Source organism: Moorena producens 3L (assembly GCF_000211815.1).
In the GTDB taxonomy this organism is placed as follows: Bacteria; Cyanobacteriota; Cyanobacteriia; order Cyanobacteriales; family Coleofasciculaceae; genus Moorena; species Moorena producens.
In genome coordinates, this window is the sequence record NZ_GL890828.1 from 65,944 (window position 1) to 92,766 (window position 26,823).

Sequence of the window (26,823 nt, forward strand, 5' to 3'; positions counted from 1 at the left end):
AGTTTTAACTCCTATTGACCAATTGCACAAAATGCTGCCCAATGGTAAGGTTTTTCAAAAGGCTTATCGCTGGGTCTTAGATACTTAAAATCATCATTCTTCAAAAGGGGAGCACTCAAACGCCGCTTTTGATAACTCTTTATAGATAAGCTTTCAATCCAGAGTAATAAATTTTCCTTTGTTACATCCCGCAGCCAGAGTTGGGCTTGGTTAAGAGCAACTGCTAAGGACATTTGGGAGTTTAGCAAATTATCATAAAATTTAATCATTAACAATGCTGTCGATAAATCGTTTACCTTCCACAAGCTACTAACCACTGCTGGACTCCCCGCCACTAGGAAACCACTGGGTAACCCAATGTATTCATCGCTGATGTTGGTGTAATCAATCAATCCTGTTTCACAAGCAGAAAGGGTGACCAGGCGACATTGTTTTAATTGTAGGTCAAAGACTTGATCGATAGTCAGACATTTCTCTAGGTCAAATACTTCCTCCTCACTTATCCGTAAATAGCGCTCCGAATTGGGTTCAGCAGAGGTCGATTTATGGGCATTGGCCAGAATTAGAGCGGATTTTCGTGGTTCTTGGTAATTAAAGTAACCGTGACAGCTAAAATGTAAACAGTGGTAACTGTTGAAAGCTTTGCTATCTATAGCAGCTTTGGTAGCAGCGTTTTCCACAAGAATTTCTGTATCTGGTGGGGGATTGAAGTAGCCTTTAACTACGTCTACTTCGATAGGAGTGTAATGTAAATTATCAGCGGAATTTTGAACTGCAAACAGGTGGGTAAACTCTTCTGGGCGTTTTCTGGTTTGAACAAGTTGCAGTAGTTGACAGCTAGGGGCGTAACTTACCCCTGCTGGAAAGCGATCCATCAGAATTTTAGGGTTACCTTCTCTCTGCTTACTGGTAATCGGTAAGGCATGAAGGGGGAATAAATGTAAAAACCGATGGGGGATTAAAATTAAGCGATCGCATTTTTCGGGAATTTGCTGAATTATGTGATCAATGGATAGAATATCAGCCAACTCATGTAGGCGGTTACTCAGGTCATTTGGGAGCATCCCATTTTTGCGCATAACACTTTCAATTATGCTTTGAAACCCTAGTCTTCTCGTTACTTTGAGGCATGGATTTGCTAAATTGGCATGCTCCCGGTCATTTTGCCAATTATAATTATCTTTATTGATTCTATAAGCTTTGTAATCTCGTAAATACTTATTTGTCCAATTTACCAGTTTTTTGAAGTCTTGTGGTTCAGATTGCCAAACTATAGGTTTTTGAGTTTGACCGCTAAAGATGAAGGTGAGCAGCTTATCCCCTGTAATGTAAAACTCTACAATAGCAGTGTTGTGATCCAGCTTCTGCTGAAATTGCTCAAACTTAAACCTAGAACCGATAGGTAAATTGTGGTCTTGTAAATCATTGCGCTGCTGTCGCAACTGTTGGATATGTTGTGCTAGGACTTTTGGATTGTCAGCTTTACCCTGTTGGATTTGCTCCTGACCTGCCGCTATTTCATCTCTGTATTGTTGTAGTTGAGTAGCAACATCTACAGGAAAAATAGTTTTCAGGTCACGGCTGAGAATCTTTTCCACTAAATTGCGGGTTTTGCTCCGTTCCACATAGTCAATGGCTGCGGTGATATTAGTTAAGTCTAGGCAAGTTTCTACCATGCCTCGGTAGCTTCGGTTGTTCTTTTCAGCTAGTTTAGTCTTGTATTCTTCTTCTCCAGAACCAGAAATAATTTCATCTCGCAGGAATTCTACAGTTTTAATAACACTATCAAAAGCATTGTAAGCTTCAGGGAACTTTTGAGCATCTTGGTAAGCACGACCGAGATTGTATTGAGTCGATGCCCATTCATAGGGAAAAGCTTCACGGGTGCGAACGGCTAAAGCGGATTGGTAGCAAGCGATCGCATCTTCTAGGTTTTGTGCTTTTTGACCTGTGATTCTGTCAGAGTAAGCACTACCGAGATTGTTTTGAGTCATTGCCCAATAAACAGGAAAAGCTTCACGGGTGTGTACTTCTAAAACCAATTGGTAGTAAGCGATGGCCTGTTCTAGGTTTTGTGCTTTTTGACCTGTGATTCTGTTTGAGTAAGCATTACCGAGATTGTGTTGAGTCATTGCCCAATAAACAGGAAAAGCTTCACGGGTGCGAACTTCTAAAGCCAATTGGTAGTAAGCGATGGCCTGTTCTTGGTTTTGTGCCTTCTGACCTGTGATTCTGTTTGAGTAAGCATTACCGAGATTATATTGCGTCATTGCCCATTTTTCAGGAAAAGCTTGACGGGTGCGAACTTCTAAAGCCAATTGGTAGCAAACGATCGCTCGTTCTATGTTTTGTTCTTTCTGACCTGTGATTCTTTCTAAGTAAGCATTACCGAGACTGTTTTGAGTCATTGCCCATTTTTCAGGAAAAGCTTCACGGGTGCGAACTTCTAAAGCCAATTGGTAGCAAGCGATGGCCTGTTCTTGGTTTTGTGCCTTCTGACCTGTGATTCTTTTAGAGTAAGCATTACCGAGACTGTTTTGAGTCATTGCCCATTTTTCAGGAAAAGCTTCACGGGTGCGAACTTCTAAAGCCAATTGGTAGCAAGCGATGGCCTGTTCTTGGTTTTGTGCCTTCTGACCTGTGATTCTTTTAGAGTAAGCATTACCGAGATTGGTTTGAGTCATTGCCCATTTTTCAGGAAAAGCTTCACGGGTATAAACGTCTTTTACCAATTGGTAACAAGCGATCGCTTCTTCTAGGTTTTGTGCTTTATCCCCTGTGATTCTGTTACGGTAAGCTTCACCGAGATTGTTTTGAGTCATTGCCCATTTTTCAGGAAAAGCTTCACGGGTATAAACGTCTTTTGCCAATTGGTAGCAAGCGATAGCTTCTTCTAGGTTTTGTTCTTTCTGACCTGTGATTCTGTAAAAGTAAGCATTACCGAGATTGTATTGAGTCAAAGCCCAATCTTGGGGCCAAGCCTCGCGAGTGAAAACAGTTAGTGCGACTTCATAGCCAGTGATTCCAATTTCCATATTGCTGGCTTTGTCACCCAAGGTAAATTGTAGTATTAGTGTGCTGAATTTAAAAATATCTACGGCTATATATTCCGGTTCATCTGCTTTCGCTTCCGCCAGCCTAGTTGTTACCAAAACCCGAAATTTTTTTAAAATATCATTAATTTTGTCTGTATTTTTTGCCAGTAATGGGTAAACTACCTGCTCATCACCATTACTGTCTGCGGTTGCTTGTAGTACCTGAAATAGAAAGTCGAGTTGGGCATGAAATGTATTGTCAGCCATTGCCATCAACTGCTCTACAATAGTTATTCAAAAAATAGACTTATTTAAAGCACCCTGGATTTATCAATCTTCATATAAAACCTCATAGATTATAGCATTTCTAAGAAGTCAGAAGTCTGAAGTTAGAAGTCAGAAGTTAGAAGTAGAGTGGGCATCCTGCCCGCCCGTCTATTCCATATCAGTAGAGTCGGCATCCTGCCCACAGCTCTATTCCATATTCAGTAGAGTGGGCATCCTGCCCGCAGCTCTATTCCATCTCAGTAGAGTCGGCATCCTGCCCGCAGCTCTATTCCATCTCAGTAGAGTGGGCATCCTGCCCGCAGCTCTATTCCATCTCAGTACAGTGGGCATCCTGCCCGCAGCTCTATTCCATCTCAGTACAGTGGGCATCCTGCCCGCAGCTCTATTCCATCTCAGTAGAGTGGGCATCCTGCCCGCCCGTCTATTCCATCTCAGTAGAGTGGGCATCCTGCCCGCAGCTCTATTCCATCTCAGTAGAGTGGGCATCCTGCCCGCAGCTCTATTCCATCTCAGTAGAGTGGGCATCCTGCCCGCAGCTCTATTCCATCTCAGTAGAGTGGGCATCCTGCCCGCAGCTCTATTCCATCTCAGTAGGGAGCAGGGAAGAGGTTTGTTCACGAGGCTCTGAGGCTCAACCACGAGACTCAAATACTCAACGTTGAGACTCTCAGACTCGTCCACGATATTCAAATACTCGACCACGATATTCAAATACTCAACCACGAGACTCTGAGACTCGTCCACGATATTCAAATACTCGACCACGAGACTCAAATACTCAACGTTGAGACTCTGATATTCGTTCACGAGGCTCTGAGACTCAACCACGGTATTCAAATACTCACGGTCGAAGTTCAGATACTCGTCCACAAGGTCCAGATACTCAAGGTTTATATTCAAATACTCAAGGGAGAGGTTCAGAAGCCACTCGATCAGGTCTTGATAGCATGGCTTTTGAATGCAACACCTAACTGGATGTTACTTATTTGTTATAGCACTACCCATTAAAGTTAAGACATTGATACAAGCTGAAAAAGGTGCGACCCGTAGCGAATGAAATTCTTAATGGTAAGAGCGCACCTATTTTTTAGTAAACTTTTAGGTGCGACCCAAGGGCGATTTACTCGCCCATTGGAAAGCGCACCTTTGCCTCTTGCCTCTTGCCTCTTGCCCTTGCGCGTAGCGCTATAACTGGTTCAACCAATTGGTCAAATCCACTTCCGTTTCAAAATCTAACAACGCTTCTCCTAAATCCTCCAACTGTTCAAAGGATAATTCCTCAATTTGATTTTGTACTTGGGGATTGATTTCACCTAGGCGACGGTTAAGTAGACGCTTAATTAAATTCAGCTCATTGCGCTTTCCTTGTTTTAATCCTTGTTTTAATCCTTGTTCTAATCCCTGTTCTAATCCTTGCTCTAATCCCTGTTCTAATCCTTGGCGAATAATTCGTTGATAAACGACTGACTCTTGCATCATATCCTCCCGAAAATAGGCTTGAATTAACTGTTCATCAAATTTCACCCCAGCCAACAGTTGCACGCAAGCAGATAAATTACGCTGCTGTTGTCTATCTTCAATCATATCGATTCTGGCTGCTACTTGGGATAGCAGGTTTTCTGGCACTTCCGCTTGTGCTAATACTGCCAAGGGTAGTAACCCCGGTGTTGTTAGTAACGGTTGTGGATCACATTCCCAAATCCGAATCACCCGGTAGCGGAAGGATAGGTTCCTCTCGGTAAATTGATTCACAAATACTCCGGCTAATCGGGTTGGTTTGAGAAAAATTATTACCTGTTCAATATCACAGCGATACTGACGATATAACCTTACCCAATAATCCAGCATCCGCAGGGGTAACGGAGGTTCAGATTGGGGTAAGGTTTGAAATTCAAGATGCAAGATAGCATCAGCAACTCGCACAAAAAACAAGGCATCTGCCCGAATTGGTTCTGTGCTTAATTCGGTGTTTAGAATTTCGATATCCTCTGCTGGTTCTTGGTTAAACAACCAACGGGTAAAGGCTTGAGGATATTGTTCAACTAAATATTTTAGGGTACTGTCGTAAGTCATTAGACATCTGAAGGAACTAAGTAAATTCTGGTGAACTAATCGAAAAGAGGGTTAAGAGCCACAAATTCGACGACTCGAACCTATCCCAAATCATCTTCAATAAAGCCATGGGAAGGTCTGTCGGAAATATTGGCCACTTAACTAACTCTTGAAATTCCCAGTAAACCCCGACAATCATTAACGGTAGCTCGGGTGATAAAAACCAGGTAAAATGATTGCTATTGTTGGTTAATATAATTAATATTATCACATTTTAGCCATATTATTGCTCAAATTATTAACTAAAAATTAAGTAAAATAAGTTAATATTTGTCTACAATTAACGTTAGATTATGCTTTGTCAAGCCTATGCAATAGCTTTTTTATACAAACCCTAAAACTTCCCAAAAAAACTTTTAAAAAACCTTGACCAATTAAATATATAATTATTATAATAATCATTGTAAATCCAAGTTGATTTTTTTCACAATGTCAGAAAAATTTACTCGCAATTTCAAGAAACAACCGACTCAGCACACTCTCAAAGGTACTCGTGAATCAGTAATTTATAGTATGCAAATGTTTTATTCCCTAGGCTATGCCGAAATCGCGGAGTGGACCCCTCTAGAACCGACCGATATTCCAGGAGAAGTAATTACTACTATGACCAAGTATTGGTTATTGCCATAACACCTTAACTTTCTGGGGGGGTTTCCCCCCCTTGGCCTTGGGTTTAGGAAATTTCTGACATATGTGATTGACATAGCCGTGGATAGTATTTCTACGGCTATTTTTTTGGCGTTCCTGAATAATAGAATGATTTTATAGCAGTCGCCAGGGCAGTTAGGACATGACAAAAGTCTCAAACCTAAGTAAGCGCAAGAGTTTGACTTCTGACTTCTGACTTCTGACTTCTGACTTCTGCTATAAGAGTAGGTGCGCGCCTCCAAGGGCGCGAGGGATTGCTCGGGCCCTTGGGTCGCACCTGTAGAATGGGCATCTTGCCCGTTCGAGATCTGGTAGAGCGAGCAGAATGCCCACTCTACTGCTATCCATTACTTGACTGACGCAACGCCTATTTAATTATTCAAAACGCTGATGCTTGGCTGACCAACGCTTAAAGCTATAGTTATTCGGTTCATCAATGACTATAGCCGCAGGACCGCCATCCCCTAAATCCGCGATCGCAGTCATGGAAGTGTTGGCATCTTGGGAAAATTCGCTGTAGAGTAAGGCTCCTGCGTCAGAAAAAATCATGGTGCGGGGTTTGTAGATAGTAGTTGCCCTTTCTGTATCTATCCCGTCATTATTACTATCCGATAGACCGACCTCGCTAGATTCTGAGGTAACTGATATTTCTTGATATAAGGTTATGACCGCTTCTGGCTGGTTGTTGCCAGTCAGCTCGATCGGTCTAACTGACCAATGCCCAATCTCCTGAAGCATCATTGGTAAGCTAGGAATGGGTCCTGAGGAGAATTGACCACTGTTGATTAACTCCTGCCAGAGTACTGGCAGCATGGCTGACACCGACTCAGGGTTAAGGTGGTAGAGTGCTGACAAAGTGATCGCACTTGGGTCTAACCAGCGCAGTCCCGTATCGGTGTGTGCTAGCAGGTGCTGATTAGAGCCATCAACAGCTAGGGCTTCACTAGGGAATTTCCCACCTGCTGCCAACAGCTTAATCACCCCTTTCTGGTAGGAAACCCCCTTGACCGTAGCTGTAGTTGATTGCTGGATACCATTCTCACTCCAAAGGCTAATCCGAATCTGGGGGTCAACGTCTAAGCCCAAATATCGCCACAATCGCTTTCCCTTGGTCAAAGTGGGCAGCCGTAAATCAGAAAAGGGCATCCACCGCCAACCCTGACCATCGTGAAATGCTTTTACCTGTACTTGATACCAAACTTCCTCGGGGTTTTTTTGTAGAGTGACGGAGACAGATGGACAAGGGGACAGGGGTGAAACTGCTATACTCTCTTCCTCTGCTACAGAAACCAATTCAGTACTTTCCTGTTGCCTTTGGCAGTGCTGTTCTCCTATTCCCCCATCTCCATCTTCCGGTTGCAACCAATCCGTTGCGTTGACAGTTTGAATTATTTCTGAATTGCCAACCAGTTGACTGAAGTGCCTGACAATAGCTGGAACTGGGTTTAAGGCATTTTCCATATGGTTGAGGAGTTGGTAAACCTGGGGATTAGTTTGGGGTAATTCCTTCACCCATGCGATCGCTTTTTGAGGGTCTTCCTGGGCTGCCAAAATCAACCCTCCCCAAGCTTGTACATTGCTGTCATCAGGATTGACCTCTAGTGCTGCTTCCACCCGCTGCCACAATCCCCCAGAATCGCTCTTTAGCATGGTGATAATATCCCCCAACTGAGCACCATCCACTGCCGTCTGAAACACTGTTTTTGCCTCCCCCCAGCGACCATCCAGGAGATAGGCAAAGATAGCGGCACTGGCACTTGCCCAAATTTGATTTGCCTGAGACTCGGTGACCTGAGCGTGCAGTTTAACCAAATCCATTTGGGCTTGAGCCTCTGCTGACCAGTGTTTTGGTTTCTGTTGGTTCAACCATTGCCAAGCATCAGACCACAAACCATGACGGGCTAGGCTTAAACCATTGCGATAGAGTTTAGTATCTATCGCTGTTTGGGTCAGGGAAATTTCCTCTAGATAAATCGGGTTGGGAACAAAAGACCGAGGTTGAATTTGGTAAACCTTGAACTGGGGTTCCAAGCCTACAGTATGATTAACCACTAATTCTGGACTAGCACCACCGGTCACTTCCTGCCAATAGGGAGGACCTTCATTAGGGCTTGTCCACTCCAACATCATACTCAGGTGTGTCTGGTCTGGATTGTAGTGAATAATTTGTCCATAGCTCTCTGGTGTATTTTCTGAGACCACGTTACCCGAGAGGTTGAACCAAAACCCTTCCTCTAGAGCTTGTTCATCGAAACGATCGAGTTTGGTTAAAGGTAGTGAACGGGAGACACTAGCATCATCCGATCCTGTGTTCACTTGGGTAGACAGCACAAAATATTCGACCGGGGCAGTGATAGGCAGCTGACTAACTAGCTGATAATACTGCTGTTCGCTGTTGCTTTGTTCAAGGGGCTGATAGACTCTGAGTTCCACGATCTGGTCACAATTACTTTGGCATGATGGTGGTGATGCCAAAATCGGTAGCAGCAACTCAGAGTGAAGGGCAAGGGGTGTGCTCGCCGTTAGTCCATTTTCACGAATCTCCCCTTGAATTTGGGCAAATGTCTTGGCAGATGAGGGAACAATCTGGGGGATACGAGCCCAACTCGGCAAAATGTGATTGATCCATACAATCGAATCAGGATCAATTATTAACATAACCGCCACCCAGATACTACCGGCAATGATACCGCTAGTGGTGATTAAGGCAGCGATCGCGCCCAAGGTTGTTAACCAACCACCTCTACTAGACTTTTGCACTGATGTTTTAATGGTTTATCTTTCCAGTTTTTTCCTAGTTTGAAAAAAATCTTGGGGGCAATAGATAGATAGTAATTAGCCAAATAGTACAGATTTTTGGACTTAAAGGCTAATTTTCCATGTCTTTGTCATTCCCCCTTGCTCAATCTAAAACAAGTGCACCCTAAACCCTTCAATCTGTGATTACCTGCTCATACAGCTCACCAGCACGTTCCCAAGTATATTTCTGTTCAATATACGCTCGCCCATTTTCCGACAGTTGCTTACGGAGCTGGCGGTCTTCAAATAACCGACTAATGCCATAAACATATTCTGTTGTATCATTTGCTCGCAATGCCCGCAAAGGGACATCCCCGCCATCAACTATCAAGCCCTCCAAACCGCGATCGCTTCCCACGACCGGTACTCCTGCTGCCATCGCTTCCAGAGTTTTATTTTTTACGCCAAATCCACTTTGCATTGGCACCACAAATATGGTTGCCTTATGAAGGTGGTCTACTAAAGAAGGCACCGTGCCAGTTACACTAATCCCTGGTATATCTTCTAACTCTAGCACCGCCTGCACCGGTTTGGGTCCGACTAATTCTAGCTTGGTATCAGCATAGCGCTCTGTAATTGCTGGGAACACGTCTAGGCTAAAATAACGAGCTGCTTTGATGTTTAGTGGGTTATCCATCGCCCCAGTAAATACTAATCTGTGTCCACCAGGATCAGAGATGCGCCGGGGAAATGTATTAACATCAACCCCATTAGAAATCAATGTAATTTTACTGTCTAGCTCAAATGATTCTATTTGCCGTCTATCTTCTGCTGTTGTGACTACAATGTCTGTAAACTTAGCACAATATTGCTCTTCATAGCGACGTAATAGGGGCAAATTCAACTGGTCTTTCAGCTGATTGTCTGATGTTTTGGTTTCCAGCTTGTCCAGAGATTTCCGGTATACAGAATGATGAATATTCACCACAGTTCGCAGCTGCTCCCGCCACTCTGGTCGCACATAAATCTCATTGGTACTGTGTTCACAGGTAATCAGGTCAAATTGTCCCCCCTCTACAGCCTGATCCAGCCATTGCTGCATTGGAGTTGAGTAGAGTTGGAGTACTTTCTGGGGGGTTCCCTGTTGCAAAATGGTACTCCAGCGCTGTAATTTCTCCTTTATGCCTTTCTCTTGTTCTGATGGCTGCGGTTGGGGAAACATCACCAGTTCTTCCACCCACTGCTGCAATTTTTCTACCTCGATGTCCTTGATCTCCTCAGAACGTTGAGTAACCAAGGTTATAGCATGACGCTTACTCAGGTACTTGAGTAAATTAAACGTCCTGACCTGAGTTGCCCCCCGCGTTGGCGGATAGGGAAAGGTTGTGGAGATCATTAGAATCTTCATAGGACGTTACTACTTTGAGCAATAAGTGACCACAAGGAAAGGACAGGCAATAATTCATGCTTATAGCAGTCGCCAGCGATGCAGCGCGGTCTTGGGGAGGCAGCGCGGTCTTGGGGAGGCAGCGCGGTCTTGGGGAGGCAGCGCGGTCTTGGGGGTTCCCCCCATGAGCGACTGCCGTGGTCCCCCCATGAGCGACTGCCGTGGTCCCCCCCATGAGCGACTGCCGTGGTTTCCCCCATGAGCGACTGCATCAAGACAGGGCAGTTAGGACATGACAAAAGTCTCAAACCCTTTGTAAGCGCAAGAGTTTGACTTCTGACAAATGACTTGTGACTTCTGACTTCTGCTATATCTCACTTTTTACATGAGTTAAGGATTAATTTATTTATACTTTTTGAAAAAAATCTAAACTTTTATTAACATTTCGTAATTTTAATTTACTCCAACTTCTTATTGTATAAAATACGTGATAATCGATATTGCCAAGGTTGGGGTTTTTGATAATTCTGATTACTGCAGAGTAATTCCCGATTACCTATTACCCAAAACCCAAAAAACAACGACAAATAACACTACCGAAAAAATCGGACAGTATAAATGTATTATATCTTCATTCCAATACATTTATACTAATTGTGAATTTTCCTCTAGAAAATATAGTTAAAAATTCAAATTTCCCGATTTACCAAACACCAGGTATCCTAATCTCTCTATGACTTCCAGTCACAGTGATTTATAGGGGTTTGCCACCGTTATAGCAGAAGTCAAAAGTCAGAAGTCATTTGTCAGAAGTCAAACTCTTGCGCTTACAAAGGGTTTGAGACTTTTGTCATGTCCTAACTGCCCTGGCGACTGCTATACGGAGTTTCCCTACTCTCGGAGGTTTTAGCTGTCCGGCAAAAGAAGCCCCACACCTAATGCGTAGCATAGGTGTGGGATGAATTTTGCACAGGGTATTATAAAATTGCTATAATATATGTACTGATAAACAAAGCCGTTCGCGTAGCGTGGCCTACGGCCTTAAATGCTGGTTTGTCAGCCACTTACGTGCCTAAAAAATAGAACTCATTGTATTGTTCCGGTGCGGAGGGGCATCCCGTGTCGTTAATAAAGTAACCCGTGTATCCGAACGCGCCCCGCGTCGGCGAAAGCCGATAGTGATGGCTGGAGTTGGTAAGAAGCCCACACTGTAATCTTCGATTCAGTGTGGGAGTATGTCACATGAACAGATTTCACTAACCCCTAACCACTGACTGAGTTAAGGCTTGTTCGTAGCATTGACCAGCCCGATCCCAGGTGTATTCATTCTCGATCAATGAACGCGCGTTTTGAGACAACTTTGCTCGCAGCTGTGGGTCTTCAAACAAACGAGTGATGGCACTAAGATACTCATTAACATGATTTGCCCGCAATGCTCGCAGGGGTGTATTGGCACCATCAACCGCCAGTCCCTCCAAACCGCGATCGCTTCCCACTACAGGTACCCCAGCCGCCATTGCTTCCAGGGTCTTGTTTTTAATGCCAAAGCCAGTCCGCATCGGTACCACACAGATAGTTGCTTGATGGAGATACTCTACCATTGATGGCACACGACCGGTGACCGTAATTCCCGACAATTCTGCCAACGACCACACCGAAGGTACTGGTCTTGCTCCTACCAGGTCCAGCTTAGCATCTTGATAGCGTTCTTTAATGGCTGGAAAGACCTCCAAGCTGAAAAAGCTTACAGCATCAATGTTGGCTCGGTTATCCATAGCTCCAATAAAAACTATGCGATGTCCCCCTGGGTCAGCAGTGCGTTCGGTAAATTGAGTCAAATCTACCCCATTTGGAATCACCACCATTTTACCCGATGGCTTGTAGGCAGCTATCTGGCTTTGATCCTCCGGTGTTGTGACCACAAGACCAGTAAATTTGGCACAGTATCGTTCCTCATAGCGGCGCAACAGGGGTAAATTTAACTGGTCTCTCAGCTGATTTTCCGAGGTTCCTGTTTCCAACTGATTACGGAACGTACCATACACAGAACTGTGAATATTCACCACCGTTCCCAGCTGCTGTCGCCATTCTGGTCGTACATATATTTCATTTACACTATGTTCACAGGTAATAATGTCAAACCTTCCAGCCGCCACAGCTTCATCCACCCATTGCTGAATGTCCGGGGAGTAGAGATGTAGCACACTGGGGGGGATGCCTTGGCGAATAAAATTACTAAATCGCTTTACTTTGCCCCAGATTCCTCCTGAGGGATCACAAGGCTTTGGTTGGGGGAAAACCACCAATTCATCTACCCATTTCCCTAGTTTTTCCACTTCCTGATCCGTGACATCTTCTGAACGTTGAGTAATCATGGTGATATCATGACTTAACTTAAGATGTTTTAGTAAATTAAATGTCCGAACCTGAGTTCCTCCCCTAGTGGGGGGATAAGGAAAGGTGGCAGATAGCATGAGAATTTTCATCATATCTTCAGGTTAGGTAAGAAAGCGATGCAGCGCGGTCTTGGGGGTTCCCACGGGGCTTACAAGGTGCGGACGCAGGTTCCGCACACAGCCCCTCCCCATGAGCGACTGCATCAAGACATTGCTATAAGTCATATCTAGTTCGTTGTAACCGGACTTGATATCAGGTATCCAAGAGGATAATTTAATGTCAAAGAACCAATGAATTGAGTGGCTTGATAGTTTCATCTATAACAATACAATGATTCAACGAGTCCCCAAGGTGAGTGTGTGTATTCCTACATTCAATCGCGTGAATTTACTTCCTTATGCGATTGACAGTGTTATTAAACAAACGTATCAAGACTGGGAATTAATTGTCTGTGATGATGGTTCAACTGATGACACTCCTGAGTTAATGTCCCAGTATCAGGATAGCCGAATTAACTACATCCGTCACCCCAAAAATATTGGCAAAAGTAATAATATGCGCTCTGGATTTGATGCCGCATTGGGGGAATATTTTATTAAATTTGATGATGATGACCGGCTGACACCTGAATTTTTATCCAAAACAACGGCTATTTTAGAGCTAGACCATAGTCTTGATTTTGTTGGGACAGATCATTGGGTAATTAATATTAATAATACTAGGGATGAATCAGCTACAAAATTCAACTCTCAGAGGTGGGGAAGAACTAATTTAATCGAAGGTATTGTTGATAATTTAATTGAGGTTGTTTTTATTCAGCAGAGCTTTCAAATTGGCGCTACATTATTTCGAATGCAGGCGTTTAAAGACTTGGAATTTATGCGTCCTAATATCCAAAATTGTGAAGATAATGATTTATTTGTTCGGCTGGCTATTGCGGGAAAGAAAGCCTATTATTTACCCGAATTATTAATGGAATATCGATTCCATGCCCAACAGCAAGGGATTAGTCGAGCAATTCCGTATTTAAAGGATAAACTGCATTATCTAGAAAGTTATAACTTTGAGTCAGAAATGTTGGAGACAGTTAGGCGATCGCGCCTGACGGAAACTAAGCTACTACTAGGATTGCGGCTGATTGAAATTGGACAAACATCAACCGGACGTGAATTAGTTTGGTCAGGAAAAGCTTGCTCCCCCTCAAAAGCTTGGGTTGCTTTGGTGTTGTCCCTATTGCCAGAAGGGTGGCGTTCTCAGGCGTTTAGTGTGTTGCGTCAATTCAAGGAATAGACTCTCTGGGAATTCGGGGCTAGAAAAAATCTGATTAAACTGCCAAGGCATTGGCAGCCTCACCATGGTGAAACAAATTTCCACTCTCTTGGTGCCCGTTCCCTTGGCGAGGTTCCCTTACGCCTTGTCGCACCCCCTTTCACAAGACTGCTTGTAAGCATATGCGCTACGCGCACGCTACGCGAACAGCAGTCAGCAGTCAGGCGTCAGCTTATTTTATTCAAAGCACCTCAAGTAGCGATGCAGTCAGCCAAAGGGGAGGCAGAGGTGCGACCCGTGGCGAATTTAATTCGCCTACGGAAAACGCACCATTACGGTCTTGGGGAGGCAGAGGTGCGACCCGTGGCGAATTTAATTACGGGTCAAGCGCACCATTACGGTCTTGGGGAGACAGTGCCGACCTGCGGGGGTTCCCCCCATGAGCAACTGCCGTGGTTTTGGGTCTGTAGACCCAAAACCACTCGCTTTTGGATCAAGACAGCGTGCCCGTAGCGCATAAACACCTCAAGTAGCGTGGCCACAGCCCAATCGCTGAGAGCTCAGAGCTCTCAGCTGATGGCTGATGGCTGATGGCTGAGAGCTGATGGCTGACGACTGCCTAAGTATTTTTACTTAAATAATCCTGGTGTCTTGCTAGTTTCTAGAGTTTTTTGGATGGTTGCGACAGTTGAGCCTTTGAATCTAGCATACAACTTCTCCCTTCCCCCCTCTGTGTACTGATCAAACCGTTGCTAAACTGATCAGTTTCAGGATCTATGAACTTGCTCTCTGACCGTGGGGGAGATAGAATCTCGGCTTGACGTAAGAATTCTTAACAAAATTTTTCATTAAATCAGTTTACTCTAATAATTTGGAAAGATATTCGCTTGTCTGTAAGTAGTAATACAAATACCGTCAACTTTAGGAACAAAAATAAAGAATGAGTACCAATTTAGCCACCAAGTTACGTGAGGGGACAAAAAAATCCCATACCATGGCAGAGAATGTGGGTTTTGTCAAGTGCTTTTTGAAAGGAACCGTTGAAAAAACCTCCTACCGGAAATTAGTATCCAACCTTTACTTCGTCTATTCCACGATGGAAGAAGAGATGGAGCGCCATCGGGAACACCCCATTGTTTCAAAAATCTACTTCCAAGAGCTTGATCGGAAAAAGAGCCTAGAGCAAGACCTATGCTATTACTTCGGTTCTAACTGGCAACAGCAAGTAGTACCCTCAGTGGCCACTAAAGAGTATGTCCAAAGAATTAAAGATATCTCTGAGAAGGAACCAGAACTATTGGTTGCTCACTCCTACACCCGCTATTTAGGGGACTTATCTGGTGGACAGATTCTCAAAAAGATTGCCCAGCGGGGGATGAATTTATCAGATGGGCAAGGTACTGCTTTTTATGAATTCAAGCAAATCTCTGATGAGAAGGGATTCAAAGCCACGTATCGGCAAGCCATGGATGAGCTACCCATTGATGATGCCACAGCGGATCGGATTGTGGAAGAAGCTAATGCTGCGTTTGGCATGAATATGAAGATGTTCCAGGAACTAGAGGGTAATCTGATTAAAGCCATTGGTATAATGCTATACAACACCCTGACCCGTCGTCGCGTTCGTGGCAGCACAGAACTGGCTACAGCTGAGTAAGCTTATTGCACAAACTGCGATTAGCACCAAAGATGGGTGGCGACTAATCACCTTAACTAGAAATCAAGGCGATTAGCTTTCGTCTCCTGTGATTAGTTATTAGTAGTTAGTAGTTTTGAGGTAAGCATTCAGCCTATCGCTATCAGCGATTAGCTTATGCGCTAGGTTGAATGCTTACGTTTTGAGTACTAACTACTAAGCACCGATAGCAGAATTAATTACCTAGTCCCAATCTCTGTAACCCTGACATTGTAAGCCTTTGAGTTTTGTGAAATGTGTAATCAACTTTGTGTATTTGCTTAGCCGAAACAGAGAAGGTATACCCCTCTCAAGCGTAAAATTCAATATCCTCTCCACACTGATCCACTAGGTAACACAGAGCCCGAAAACGTAGGCTAGCTAATTGCTCGTAGAGAGGGTTGAGCTTACATAGGGGAGGGATGTGTAGTACTAAGTGACCGAAAAGTTTTAAATCCCGCTCAAAGGGACATTGACCAGGAATAATTTTGGAGAGGAATCTAGCTAGGGTTTGATCTGTAATTTCTATTTGATCCAGCCATCGGCGCACAGGTTTTAGTAAATCAACACGTTTGTTGGGCAGTGGATCACGCGGAGTTAGACTGGTATTGAGATCAGCTACCTGTGAGAGGGATGGATTGGTACTTTGCTTGTTAGTTCTGAACATGGCTATACATCTCTAAATTTAATCAATAAAGTCCTCAGCTAAGGCATTCCTATAGGTGCCCTTGACCTTGGCGAATTAAATTCGCCACGGGTCGCACCTGTGGAATGGCTTTTGCAGAGTTCTAATTAAGTAGGTAGACATCAAGTAATCAAACACGATTACTATTGAGCTGTATTGCCATATTGGCGGTAATTTATAAAAATTTATATAGCTATAATTCATAGCATGTCCGGTCGCCTAGGTATTGTAAAGCTTGTGTAATTAGTAATAGGTAATTGGGATTACTCCCGAGTTATTACCTATTACCACAAATAACAACTATAAACACTACCAAAACAACCGGACATGAGCTCAATTGTTACCACTTAACTTATTAGGTAAGCTTTCATCATTCAGCATTCAGCTATCAGCCATTCTTAATCAGCTTTCAGCTCAAAGCCATAATAAATAAGCTTCTTGAACGCGCACGCGTGGCCTTTTGGCCAGGGTTTTCCATTCTTAAAAAGCTGATATATTACCTTATTTCAAGCATAAAAATACAATGGAAAAGTTTGGTAAAGGTTAAAAGAAGAAAGACCAATCAAACTATGAAATTTTGATAAAACTAATTGGTTGACTGTTGGCTGTTGCTGGTGAACACTCAACAGCCAACATCTTATGACACTACCAAAACAACTGCACAGGAGCTCAAGTGTTACCACTTAACTGATGAGCTAAGACTTCAGCATTCAGACTTGGCTAAAAGCCACGCTACTTGAGGTGTTATCAGCCATTCTTAATCAGCTTTCAGCTCAAAGCCATAATAAATAAGCTTCTTGAACGCGCACGCGTGGCCTTTTGGCCAGGGTTTTCCACTCTTAAAAAGCTGACATTACCCTGGGTAAGCTCATCTAAATTTGTATCAAAAACTACAGATAAAGGTTTAAAGATGGTATTATAATTATAATTTAATTTTAATTAATGTTAACAAACTGCCTATATTCTCAATAATCCTGTTATTTCTTCTGTGATTTGAGAAAGCTGGAAATTTTAATTGCGATTCGACATTACCGACGCGGGGCGCGTGCCCGACGACTTCTTTTTTTCTTGCTCAAAGTAAGCCAAGATATTGGACTCGATAGGACTAATATACTGGTTTTTACCGACGCTTTTACCAACTTCAATGAAAATAGGTTAACTGCTTATTTTCAGTTACAATTTATACTAAATTCTATGAGCTGACCATCACAGCTTACCTGATTTCAAGGACAAAAATACACAACAAAGGTTTGGTAAAGTTTTAAAGAAGAAAGACCAATCAAACTATGAATTTTTGATAAAACTAATTGGTTGATTGTTGACTTTTGCTGGTGAACACTCAACAGCCATCATCTTATATGATCTCATACCAAGTTGCGCTCAAACGTACAACTTTCTCTTCCCCCAATCTTCCCATCTCCCCATCTCCGGATCTACTATCTTTGAATGCAACTCGGTATCAGGATAATTACCCTTAATAAAAACCTCCCCCATCTCCCCATCTCCCCATCTCCCCACACTCCCCAGTTACCAATTACTGATTAGGGAGTGTGGGATTAGGAATTAGGGATTGGGGATTGGGGTAACCCAACCACAGTCGGTTCTGGCAGTGCGCCTTGCATCTTGCCTAACCAGTCAATCAGGCTCTCTAGCTGTTTATTCGTCTTGAGCAGACCTAAACCACGAACCGTAACTTTACCAGGAGAATAGACAAAACGCGATCGCAAATGTTGGGGCAGGTTCTCTTGCAGTAACTTCCAGGCTGGTTCCTCCATGGGTGTTTCTAGGAGAATGTGTTGTTTACCCTCAGGTCGAATTCGGGAAAATCCCAAAGACTTCCCTAACTGTTTTAGCTCCATCACCCGCAGTAATTGCTCTGCCACGGAGGGAATTGGACCATAGCGATCGCTCCAATCTGCTGCGATCTGTGCTAACTCCTTTTGGGAGGCTGCTGCAGCTACTCCTCGATAAGCACTGATTTTTTGGTCTATATCTGGAATATAGTCAGCGGGAATAAAGGCTGTAATCTGAAGGTCAATCTGAGTATCATCTACTTGGGGAATTTCTTGCCCTTGAATTTCCTTAATCGCTTCTTGCAGCATTTCCATGTAGAGGTCAAAGCCAATGGCTTCCATCTGACCGGATTGTTCTACACCTAGGAGATTCCCCACCCCTCGAATTTCCATATCCCGGGTTGCTAACAGATAACCTGACCCGAGTTGAGTGAACTCCTGAATTGCTCGTAAGCGTTTCTTGGCTGCTTCTGAGAGTACCTTCTGGTTAGGATAAAGTAACCAAGCGTGGGCTTGAATCCCCGCCCGACCTACTCGTCCTCGCAATTGGTAGAGTTGGGCAAGACCAAATTTGTGAGCATCTTCGATCACAATGGTGTTGACTCTAGGAATATCTAGCCCAGATTCAATAATCGTAGTACACACTAGGATATCTGCCTCACCGTTGCTAAAGGTGAGCATAATTGACTCTAATTCTGCTGGGTCGAGCTGACCGTGAGCAATGGCGATTCTGGCCTCAAGGATCATTTCCCTGAGTTCCGCAGCAACTTCTTCAATCCCTTCAACGCGAGGTACGACATAGAATACCTGACCGCCTCGGTCAAGTTCCATACGAATGGCGGTGCGGACAGCTTCTGGTTTATAGGGAGATAAGTGGGTTTTAATGGGACGCCGTAAGGGTGGTGGTGTAGTAATTAAACTCATTTCTCGTACCCCCGATAAGGACATATAGAGGGTACGGGGAATGGGAGTAGCGCTGAGGGTCAATACATCTACCTGAGTTTTGAAAGATTTAATTTTTTCCTTCTGGTTGACACCAAACCGCTGTTCTTCATCTATCACCAGCAGCCCTAACTCTCGAAACGTTACACTTTTCCCTAGCAACTGATGGGTACCTACCACCACATCTAACTCCCCAGTTTTAAGGCGTTGAAGAATATCACGCTTTTCCTGGGGGCTACGAAAGCGGTTGAGTAGACCGACATTGATGGGGTAGGGAGAAAACCGTTCTTTGATGGTATGATAATGCTGCTGAGTAAGGATAGTGGTTGGGGCAAGGAAAGCTACTTGCTTGTTAGAGGTCACAGCTTTAAAAATAGCCCGAATTGCCACTTCTGTTTTACCAAACCCCACATCCCCACAAACTAAGCGATCCATAGGGCGATCGCTCTCTAAATCCCGTTTCACATCCTGTATCGCCTTGAGTTGGTCAGGAGTAGGTTGGTAGGGGAAAGAATCTTCTAATTCCTGCTGCCAAGGGGAATCCGCTGGAAAGCAATAACCAGACTGCTGTGCTCGCTGGGCATAGAGCTTCAGCAAATCCACCGCTACTTTCTTAATACTTTTACGGACACGATTTTTGGTTTTCTCCCAGGTTTTACCAGACATCTTGTGGAGTTGAGGCAAACCCGTACCTGTATGTCGAAACCGAGATAGTACTCCCAACTGATCCGCTGCCACCCGGAGCAAACCATCAGCGTACTTGATCACCAAATACTCACGAGTTTCATTATTTATGCTTAATTTTTCCAGCTTGAGGAACTGACCGATCCCATGATTCTTGTGAACCACATAATCCCCTGGACGTAGCTTATTGGGGTCAACCTGTTGGGAGGCAGCACGGCGGCGCTTACGGATATAACTGGGAGTTGCCAAGGTATGCTGCCCAAAGAACTCCCGGTCAGTCACAACCACGATGCGGTAAGTAGGGAGGATAAATCCCTCTAGTTCGGCTAAGCCCGAATACTTGACCGCTACCGCTGTCCTCTGGATATTTAATTTTTCAATAGCTGGGTAATCCCGAGGGTTGGGGACAAACTGGGCAGGACAATCATGTTCTTGGAGCAGGGCAACGGAACGACTAGGTTGGGCAGAAACCAGCCAAATAGAGAAACGGCGATCGCTCTGCTCTCGGAGTACTTCTGCTAGTTTGGCAAACTGGTGGGGTGTTACTGGTACAGAGCGGCTAGCCAGATTAACGGCATTTTGGGTAGTTTCTTCCACCAATTCTGATAAATACAGGATTGGTGGAAGGTTAGTAGGTTGTTCGCGTAGCGTGGCCTTTTGGCCAAGGTTGGCTGGTGGAAGGTTAGTAGGTTGTTCGCGTAGCGTGGCCTTTTGGCCAAGGTTGGCTGGTTGAAGGTTATTAGATTGTTCGCGTAACGTGGCCTTTTGGCCAAGGTTCGAACCTTCAACCTGAAACTGGTTAACCTTCAACGGTGGTGAACCTTCAACCTGAAACTGGTTAACCTTCAACGGTGGTGAACCTTCAACCTGAAACTGGTTAACCTTCAACGGTGGTGAACCTTCAACCTGAAACTGGTTAACATTCAACGGTGGTGAACCTTCAACCTGAAACTGGTTAACCTTCAACTCTAGAGCATGATCAAAATAACGATGGAGACAGGGCAGGGAATGATTCAGTTCCTCTAATTGTTCTTCGGCATGTTCCACCCAGCGATCGCAATGGGCAGCACACTGTTCTGGTTCATCAATGACAATTAAAGTATTTTCTGGCAGGTAATCTAGTAGAGAGGCTGGCTGGTCAAAGGCAATACCCAAGAAACGGCGGCTACCCTCTAAAGACTGACCTTCCTCGAAAGATTCTTGCTCCTGAGGTGAGAGATAAGATTGGATTAGTTCAGCCTTTGAGGTTCTCAGCACTTGGCTAATAATGTGACCAAAATCCGTGGGGGTCAGCACGATGCCGTCAATTTTATCCAGGGAACGCTGGGTTGCGGGGTCAAACTCCCGCAACTGCTCTAACTCATCCCCGAACCATTCCAGTCGCACTGGCAATTCTAAGGCTACCGGGAAAACATCTACAATATCACCCCGCCGACTCCACTGACCTTCTGTTTCCACTAGGGGAACCCGTTCATAACCCAGCTGTGCCAACTTTTGATCAAGGTTTTTGCCATCCCAAGTCATGCCCTGGTTAAGGGTAAGGCAGTAGGGCTTAAAGGCATCGACAGGGGGCAAGTGGGGTTGGAGTGCTGCTTGAGTGGCAACAATAGCCATCCCATGAGTTGAACGTTGAACCAATGAAGGTTGTAAGTCCGAACTTTCAACTGGCAACCTGTCAACCTTCAACCTTTCGACCAAATCTGCCAATACTTGCATTTGTCCCCAGGTCATTTCCGACTCTGGGTCAAAGGGTTCATAGGGGGATGCTTCTGAGGTGGGGTATAAGTGGACTGTATCCCAACCCATGGCTTCCAGTTGGGTTGCCCAGCGACTTGCTTCTTCTAGGGTGCTACAGACTACGAATAGCAGACGTTGGTCTGCCTTGGCCAGGGCTGATGCTACTAATCCCTTTGGCAAACGGGGAATACCATTCAGAGATAGAGACTGTTGGCGATTGAGTTTCGTGAGTAGTTCACTGGTGAGAGGGGAGTGCTCTAGTGTCCGAATGATCGAGGAAAGTGCCATTAGTTCAGTGGGTACTTGACAATAGGGCTTCCAGGATAGCTGTTTCTCTCATTTTACTAGGAATAGCAATGCCTGGGGCAAATTGACTGTTGTTGAATAGGTTAACTTATCTCACCACTGGCATTACCACTGGATGCAGGAGTGTTTCCAAGTCCGTCGGTCTACATTAATTTATTAGGACTTACGCAAATACCTCAATTTTACTCTACCTGTAGGGTGGGCAATGTTTTTGCCCACACTACAGGTAGAGTCTGTGCGTTAAATCCTGTTTATCTTTGAATAAGGCGAAATCCTTTTTAGGTCAAGGATTCGGCTATAACAGTTTCAGGGGTTACGACTTGATTGTTGACTAATCTTTAGAAGATTTAATCCTCTTAGGTTAGATTAAACAGATATTACCGATCAAAATTTCAATTAATTTCTAGCCAAGATAACCAAGAGCTATCGATAAGAAATACATTACTGACTCAAGCAGCAATAATGGATAATACTGACTTGAATAACTTTAATAATAAAACTCCTCAGGTTCTCGTGGTTGATGATGAGAAGATCCTACGCTTGGTGCTACGTCGTAGCTTGACAAAGGAAGGATATAAAGTCATTGAAGCTAGCAACGGTGAGCAATGTCTGAATATCTGTGAGCAAAAATTGCCAGACATTGTGCTGTTAGATGCCAGAATGCCCATACTTGATGGGTTTACCTGCTGTGCTAAATTGAAGGATAACTTTGGTTCCGAATGTCCTCCTATACTAATGATTACAGCACTCTATGATGAGCAATCTGTAGAACGAGCGTTTGAAGCCGGTGCGACGGATTATATAACTAAGCCAATTCACTGGCCAGTTTTGCGACGAAGAGTACGTCGTTTGATTGAATCAAGTTGGACAATGATACAGTTAAAAATCGCCAATAAAGAGTTGGAACGCCTCGCTACTATCGATGGCTTAACCCAAGTTGCCAACCGCCGAGCCTTTGACAAATATTTTAACAACGAATGGTATCGACTGGCACGGGAAGAAAACCCCTTGTCTTTAGTATTGTGTGACATTGATTTTTTTAAGCGTTACAATGACACTTATGGACACCAATCAGGAGATGAGTGTCTTAAACAAGTTGCTCAAATCCTTGGTGAAGCAGCAAAGCGTCCAGGGGATCTGGTGGCTCGCTATGGGGGTGAGGAATTTGTGGTAATTTTGCCGAGTACTGATATACAAGGCGCTATTCAGGTAGCAGAGACAATTGAAACTAAACTCTACAAAAAGGCGATCCCTCATTCTGGTTCTCTGGTGAGTGACATTGTTACCGTCAGCCTGGGGGGTGCCAGTACGATTCCCTCAGTAAAATCATCCCCAGATAATTTATTTTACGAGGCTGATAAAGCACTATATAAGGCAAAAACTGCCGGTAGAAATCGCCTGGTTCATGTTAGTTACTAATGAAAAAATCAGTAGTCATTAGACTTAAAATATTTTGACGCCAACTAGCATCTTTTCTACGGTCAGTAGGCAATTCTAACACTCTAATGCCTTGGCTAGGAAGTGGGTTTAAACCTTGCTTGAGCTGCTGCAATGATTCAATCAGCTGGTGCTCTACTCCATAAGTCAGACACAACTGTGAAAAATTGACATCTTGGGGTGTGGCAAAGAATTCTTCAAAGGGTGGGTCAAATTTGGCAATGGGCAACATCTCGAAAATGCCACCACCATTGTTATTAATTAATATAATGGTTAAATGACCAACAAACTTGTTTTTAATTAGGAAACCATTGCTGTCATGCAAAAATGCTAAGTCACCCGTTAGCATCACACTACTTTGATTACGATGAGCAATACCTAAAGCTGTTGATAAGGTACCATCAATCCCATTAGCGCCCCGATTAAACCAAGGTCGAATCCTCCTGTTACCAGGTTTCCAAAAGAACTCCACATCTCTGACTGGCATGCTGTTAGCAATAAATAGAGGTGTTTCCGGTGGTAGACATTGGGACAGTAACCAAGCCGCTTTCCCTTCAAACAACTGACTCATTTTAGTCATTGTTTGGTCAACCTTTGCCCTGACCTTCGCTTCAGCCTCACACCACTTTTTTAGGTAAGGTTGCAGGTTATCAGGTTGCAGGTTATCAGGTTGCAGGTTATCAGGTTGCAGGTTATCAGGTTGCAGGTTATCAGGTTGCAGGTTATCAGGTTGCAGGTCATCAGGTTGCAGGTTATCAGGTTGCAGGTTATCAGGTTGCAGGTTATCAGGTTGCAGGTTATCAGGTTGCAGGTTATCAGGTTGGAGGTTATCAGGTTGCAGGTTAGAATCGTCAACCTTCAACCTTTCAACCTTCAACCTGTCAACCGTCAACGATGGTGAACCTTCAACCGTCAACCTGTCAACCGTCAACCTGTCAACCGTCAACTTGTCAACCTTCAACTGGTTAACTTTCAACTCCTTTACCCATATCCCCAGTTGTTCTACACTCATCCGCAGATGAGTTGTTTTGCCATGGAGGGGGTCGAGGTTGTGGTGGCTAGGGTCAATCACCCAACGTCGCGGTTGACATTTATCCAACCAAGCACGCAGTTCTTTGCTAATCGGTAGTTCACCAATGTGAATAACCATTGTGGGTTTTAGCTGTTGCGCTAATCGTGGATTACGCAGGATCAAGTCATAGGTGGAAATTAGATTGGGGTTGAGGTCGCAATAGTTTCTTACCGGTGAGAGCCCTTCTGCTAGTACAGGCCATCTTAAGGTTTTGGACAAGGATGCGATCGCATTACAATAGTCTTTGGGATTTTGGGGTTGAGCTGGACCAGCGATAATTATTCCTTGCTGGGATTCTTGCCACTGTTGTATGACTTTCGCGGTTGCAGGTTGCAGGTTGTCAGTTACAGCTTGCAGGTTGTCAGTTACAGCTTGCTGCTGACAGTGAGCGAAGAATTCTTCTGGTTGTAATTGGGATTTTAATGGGTTAGTGGTTGTGTCGGGAATGGGTGGGAGGGGGTCACGGAAGGGTAGATTTAGGTGTACTGGACCAGGGGTAGGAAAATGTGTTAGCGGAGTGCTGCCAAAGGAGGCTCGCTCCCAAGCATGAACTACGGTTTGCCGTAGATAACGGAGCATACTGATATCAGCTTTAGGGACCGCTAGGGTACTTTGCCAGTTGGGATAGTTGCCGTATAATTTGATTTGGTCAATGGTTTGTCCGGAATGACAATCTTGGAGTTCTGGGGGACGGTCAGCAGTCAAAACTAATAGTGGTACTCGGCTTTCTCTGGCTTCAATCACAGCGGGATAGAAATTAGCCCCAGCCGTGCCAGAGGTACAAACCAGGACAACTGGTTTTCCTGATTGTCGAGCAATGCCTAAGGCGAAAAAGCTGGCTGAACGTTCATCTAGAACTGGAATCGCCTCGATCTGTGGGTGTTGAGCAAACGCAACAGTTAGAGGGGTTGAGCGTGACCCTGGACAGATGATTGCTGTGGTCAATCCCAAGCGCTGTAGGGTTTCTACCAGGATGGAAGCCCAGAGGCTATTGGTGTTGCGAAAATCAATAGGCATTCAATTATGTTAATCAACATTTAATTCGAATATTGTGAACTACCCCAACCTACTTGGCCTATGGCCACGCTACGCGAATGTAGAGGTTGGGGCTTCCAGCTTCACGGAAGAATGCCTCAACTTGGACGGACGTCCACGTCTTGGTCTTACTTCTTCTCCACTGGCGTTAACCTCCCCCGTCCCAGAGGAGGATAGCATTCTGATACCTTCTGCTCTGATATTATTTGCCGCATTACCATCTCTGTCGTGATGAGTTCCACAACTTGGACAAGTCCAAGCCCTTACATCAAGCGGTAACTCCTTGATTTGATAATGACAATTAGAGCAGGTTTTAGAGCTGGGGAACCACCGGTTTATCTCAACCAATACCTTTCCTTCTTTTTCACACTTATAAGAAAGGAAATTGACAAAGATTCCCCAACCCAGGTCAGATATTGCTTTAGCTAGTTTATGGTTACGAACCATGCCCTTGACATTTAGGTTTTCGACTACCACTACTTGATTCTGATCAACTATTTTTCTGGATAGCTTATGCAGGTAGTCTTGGCGGACATTTCCAATCCGTTCGTATACTTTAGCTACAATTTTTCTGGCTTTTTTTCGCCCGTTACTGCTCTTCTTCTTTCGAGCAGCGATACGTTGCTTTTTGGCTAATTTTTTTTCGTATTTAGCTAGATGCTTGGGATTACCAAATTTAGAGGTCTTTTCGCCGTCGTAGGTGATCGCAAAATCTTTGATGCCCAAATCAATCCCGATAACCTTTCCTTCTGTGGAAGGCTGCCTGTCCTCTGATTCATACTCCATCAGCACAGAAGCATAGTATTTCCCAGACGGAGTCCTGCTGACGGTAACAGTCTTGATTTCTCCATCTAATGGTCGGTGTATTATTGCCTTGACAGTTCCCAGTTTTCCAGGAAACTTAAGGCAATCTCCTACGCGGCATACGCGCTGTGGATATTGGATTGATTGGCGATGATGATATGACTTGAATCTAGGATATTTTGCTCTACCCTCAAAAAAATTTTGATATGCACGGCTAAGATTTAGACTCACAGCTTGCAACACCTGAGAGTAGCAATCTTTTAGCCATTCAGTTTCTTTATCTTTTTTGAGTTTTGGCAACATAGCATTGAGGGCAGCGCGAGACAACCCTTTACCGGTTTCTTTGTAGGTTTCTATGCACTGATTCAATGCATAATTCCACCACCAGCGGGCACAGCCAAAGTGCTGAGCAAGTATATGAACTTGTTCTTGAGTTGGATAGATCCTGACCTTGACTGCTTGATGTCTTATTGCTTTGACCTCATTTATCGACATATGTACCATTATATATATTTTGTGGTACATCGTCAACCCATCGCTAAAAGTTTTTGTTCGCTTAGCGTGGCCTACGGCCAAGGGGCTATCCATCCCCACCCGTCGCAGGGATGGGGAATTTCGCCCCCTCAAACTCCCCTGTTACGGTCGATGCCTGGTATTACCCAGGGCACCTCCGCTTCAGAACTGGACGTGAAACTTTCGCCTCATCCAGCTCCTGAATATCCTCAACCTTTCGGTTTGCCTTTCGGCTTGCTCCAGTGATTCTTGGTGGCAGCTTTGA

At 44.3% G+C, this 26,823-nt stretch carries 16 protein-coding genes; 6 read left to right on the top strand and 10 right to left on the bottom strand.

The window, feature by feature from the left end:
• Positions 1-11 precede the first annotated feature (11 nt).
• From LYNGBM3L_RS04910 to LYNGBM3L_RS04920, 3 genes are all read right to left on the bottom strand, one after another.
• Positions 12-3,308, bottom strand: coding sequence for a CHAT domain-containing protein (locus tag LYNGBM3L_RS04910; protein ID WP_008179793.1), 3,297 nt, complete (start codon positions 3,306-3,308; stop codon positions 12-14).
• Between the two features lie 201 nt (positions 3,309-3,509).
• Positions 3,510-4,223 (bottom strand): hypothetical protein, encoded by a 714-nt coding sequence (locus LYNGBM3L_RS33630; protein ID WP_008179794.1) that lies wholly within the window; start codon positions 4,221-4,223, stop codon positions 3,510-3,512.
• Positions 4,224-4,508: 285 nt separating this feature from the next.
• On the bottom strand, positions 4,509-5,396 hold the full coding sequence (locus LYNGBM3L_RS04920; protein WP_008179796.1) for a DUF4351 domain-containing protein: 888 nt from the start codon (positions 5,394-5,396) through the stop codon (positions 4,509-4,511).
• Between the two features lie 468 nt (positions 5,397-5,864).
• Here LYNGBM3L_RS04920 and LYNGBM3L_RS04925 point away from each other — a divergent pair, with 468 nt between their 5' ends.
• Positions 5,865-6,065: a hypothetical protein gene (locus LYNGBM3L_RS04925; protein ID WP_008179798.1), complete on the top strand. Its 201-nt coding sequence runs from the start codon at positions 5,865-5,867 to the stop codon at positions 6,063-6,065.
• A 393-nt stretch (positions 6,066-6,458) separates the two neighbouring features.
• On the opposite strand, the gene LYNGBM3L_RS04930 is transcribed toward LYNGBM3L_RS04925, so the two are convergent.
• Both LYNGBM3L_RS04930 and LYNGBM3L_RS04935 read right to left on the bottom strand, forming a co-directional pair.
• The gene (locus tag LYNGBM3L_RS04930) at positions 6,459-8,843 is read right to left on the bottom strand and encodes a tetratricopeptide repeat protein (RefSeq protein ID WP_008179800.1); all 2,385 of its coding nucleotides are present in this window, start codon (positions 8,841-8,843) and stop codon (positions 6,459-6,461) included.
• Positions 8,844-9,015: 172 nt separating this feature from the next.
• A complete protein-coding gene (locus LYNGBM3L_RS04935) occupies positions 9,016-10,230 on the bottom strand; it encodes a glycosyltransferase (protein WP_008179803.1) in 1,215 nt (404 codons plus the stop codon).
• A gap of 25 nt (positions 10,231-10,255) precedes the next feature.
• Here LYNGBM3L_RS04935 and LYNGBM3L_RS42825 point away from each other — a divergent pair, with 25 nt between their 5' ends.
• Positions 10,256-10,471: a hypothetical protein gene (locus tag LYNGBM3L_RS42825; protein ID WP_154659678.1), complete on the top strand. Its 216-nt coding sequence runs from the start codon at positions 10,256-10,258 to the stop codon at positions 10,469-10,471.
• A gap of 994 nt (positions 10,472-11,465) precedes the next feature.
• Here LYNGBM3L_RS42825 and LYNGBM3L_RS04940 read toward each other — a convergent pair.
• Positions 11,466-12,695, bottom strand: coding sequence for a glycosyltransferase family 4 protein (locus LYNGBM3L_RS04940; protein WP_008179804.1), 1,230 nt, complete (start codon positions 12,693-12,695; stop codon positions 11,466-11,468).
• 241 nt (positions 12,696-12,936) lie between these two features.
• On the opposite strand from LYNGBM3L_RS04940, the gene LYNGBM3L_RS04945 reads away from it, so the two are divergent.
• The 3 genes from LYNGBM3L_RS04945 (at position 12,937) to LYNGBM3L_RS04950 (ending at position 15,532) form a co-directional block, all read left to right on the top strand.
• Complete coding sequence (locus tag LYNGBM3L_RS04945) at positions 12,937-13,896, top strand: glycosyltransferase family 2 protein (RefSeq protein WP_008179806.1); 960 nt, start codon at positions 12,937-12,939, stop codon at positions 13,894-13,896.
• Positions 13,897-14,172: 276 nt separating this feature from the next.
• Complete coding sequence (locus LYNGBM3L_RS39750; RefSeq protein ID WP_131827057.1) at positions 14,173-14,388, top strand: hypothetical protein; 216 nt, start codon at positions 14,173-14,175, stop codon at positions 14,386-14,388.
• Positions 14,389-14,815: 427 nt separating this feature from the next.
• Entirely contained in the window at positions 14,816-15,532 is a 717-nt protein-coding gene (locus LYNGBM3L_RS04950; RefSeq protein ID WP_008179810.1) for a biliverdin-producing heme oxygenase, read from the top strand.
• Positions 15,533-15,860: 328 nt separating this feature from the next.
• Here the strand turns inward: LYNGBM3L_RS04950 and LYNGBM3L_RS04955 are convergent, their stop codons facing one another.
• Positions 15,861-16,217 carry a Mo-dependent nitrogenase C-terminal domain-containing protein gene (locus LYNGBM3L_RS04955; protein ID WP_008179812.1) on the bottom strand — a complete coding sequence of 119 codons (357 nt, stop codon included), beginning with the start codon at positions 16,215-16,217 and terminating at the stop codon, positions 15,861-15,863.
• 1,574 nt (positions 16,218-17,791) lie between these two features.
• The gene (gene mfd, locus LYNGBM3L_RS46975) at positions 17,792-21,679 is read right to left on the bottom strand and encodes a transcription-repair coupling factor (RefSeq protein WP_008179815.1); all 3,888 of its coding nucleotides are present in this window, start codon (positions 21,677-21,679) and stop codon (positions 17,792-17,794) included.
• Between the two features lie 480 nt (positions 21,680-22,159).
• Between mfd and LYNGBM3L_RS04965 the strand changes: the two genes are divergently transcribed.
• Positions 22,160-23,116, top strand: coding sequence for a GGDEF domain-containing response regulator (locus LYNGBM3L_RS04965; RefSeq protein WP_008179817.1), 957 nt, complete (start codon positions 22,160-22,162; stop codon positions 23,114-23,116).
• Here LYNGBM3L_RS04965 and menD read toward each other — a convergent pair.
• Positions 23,106-25,223, bottom strand: a complete 2,118-nt coding sequence (gene menD, locus LYNGBM3L_RS50120; RefSeq protein ID WP_008179820.1) for a 2-succinyl-5-enolpyruvyl-6-hydroxy-3-cyclohexene-1-carboxylic-acid synthase — start codon at positions 25,221-25,223, stop codon at positions 23,106-23,108. The two genes, LYNGBM3L_RS04965 and menD, sit on opposite strands and share 11 nt — an antisense overlap.
• Before the next feature lie 69 nt (positions 25,224-25,292).
• Positions 25,293-26,516 (bottom strand): RNA-guided endonuclease InsQ/TnpB family protein, encoded by a 1,224-nt coding sequence (locus LYNGBM3L_RS04975; protein WP_044492296.1) that lies wholly within the window; start codon positions 26,514-26,516, stop codon positions 25,293-25,295.
• Between the last annotated feature and the right edge of the window lie 307 nt (positions 26,517-26,823).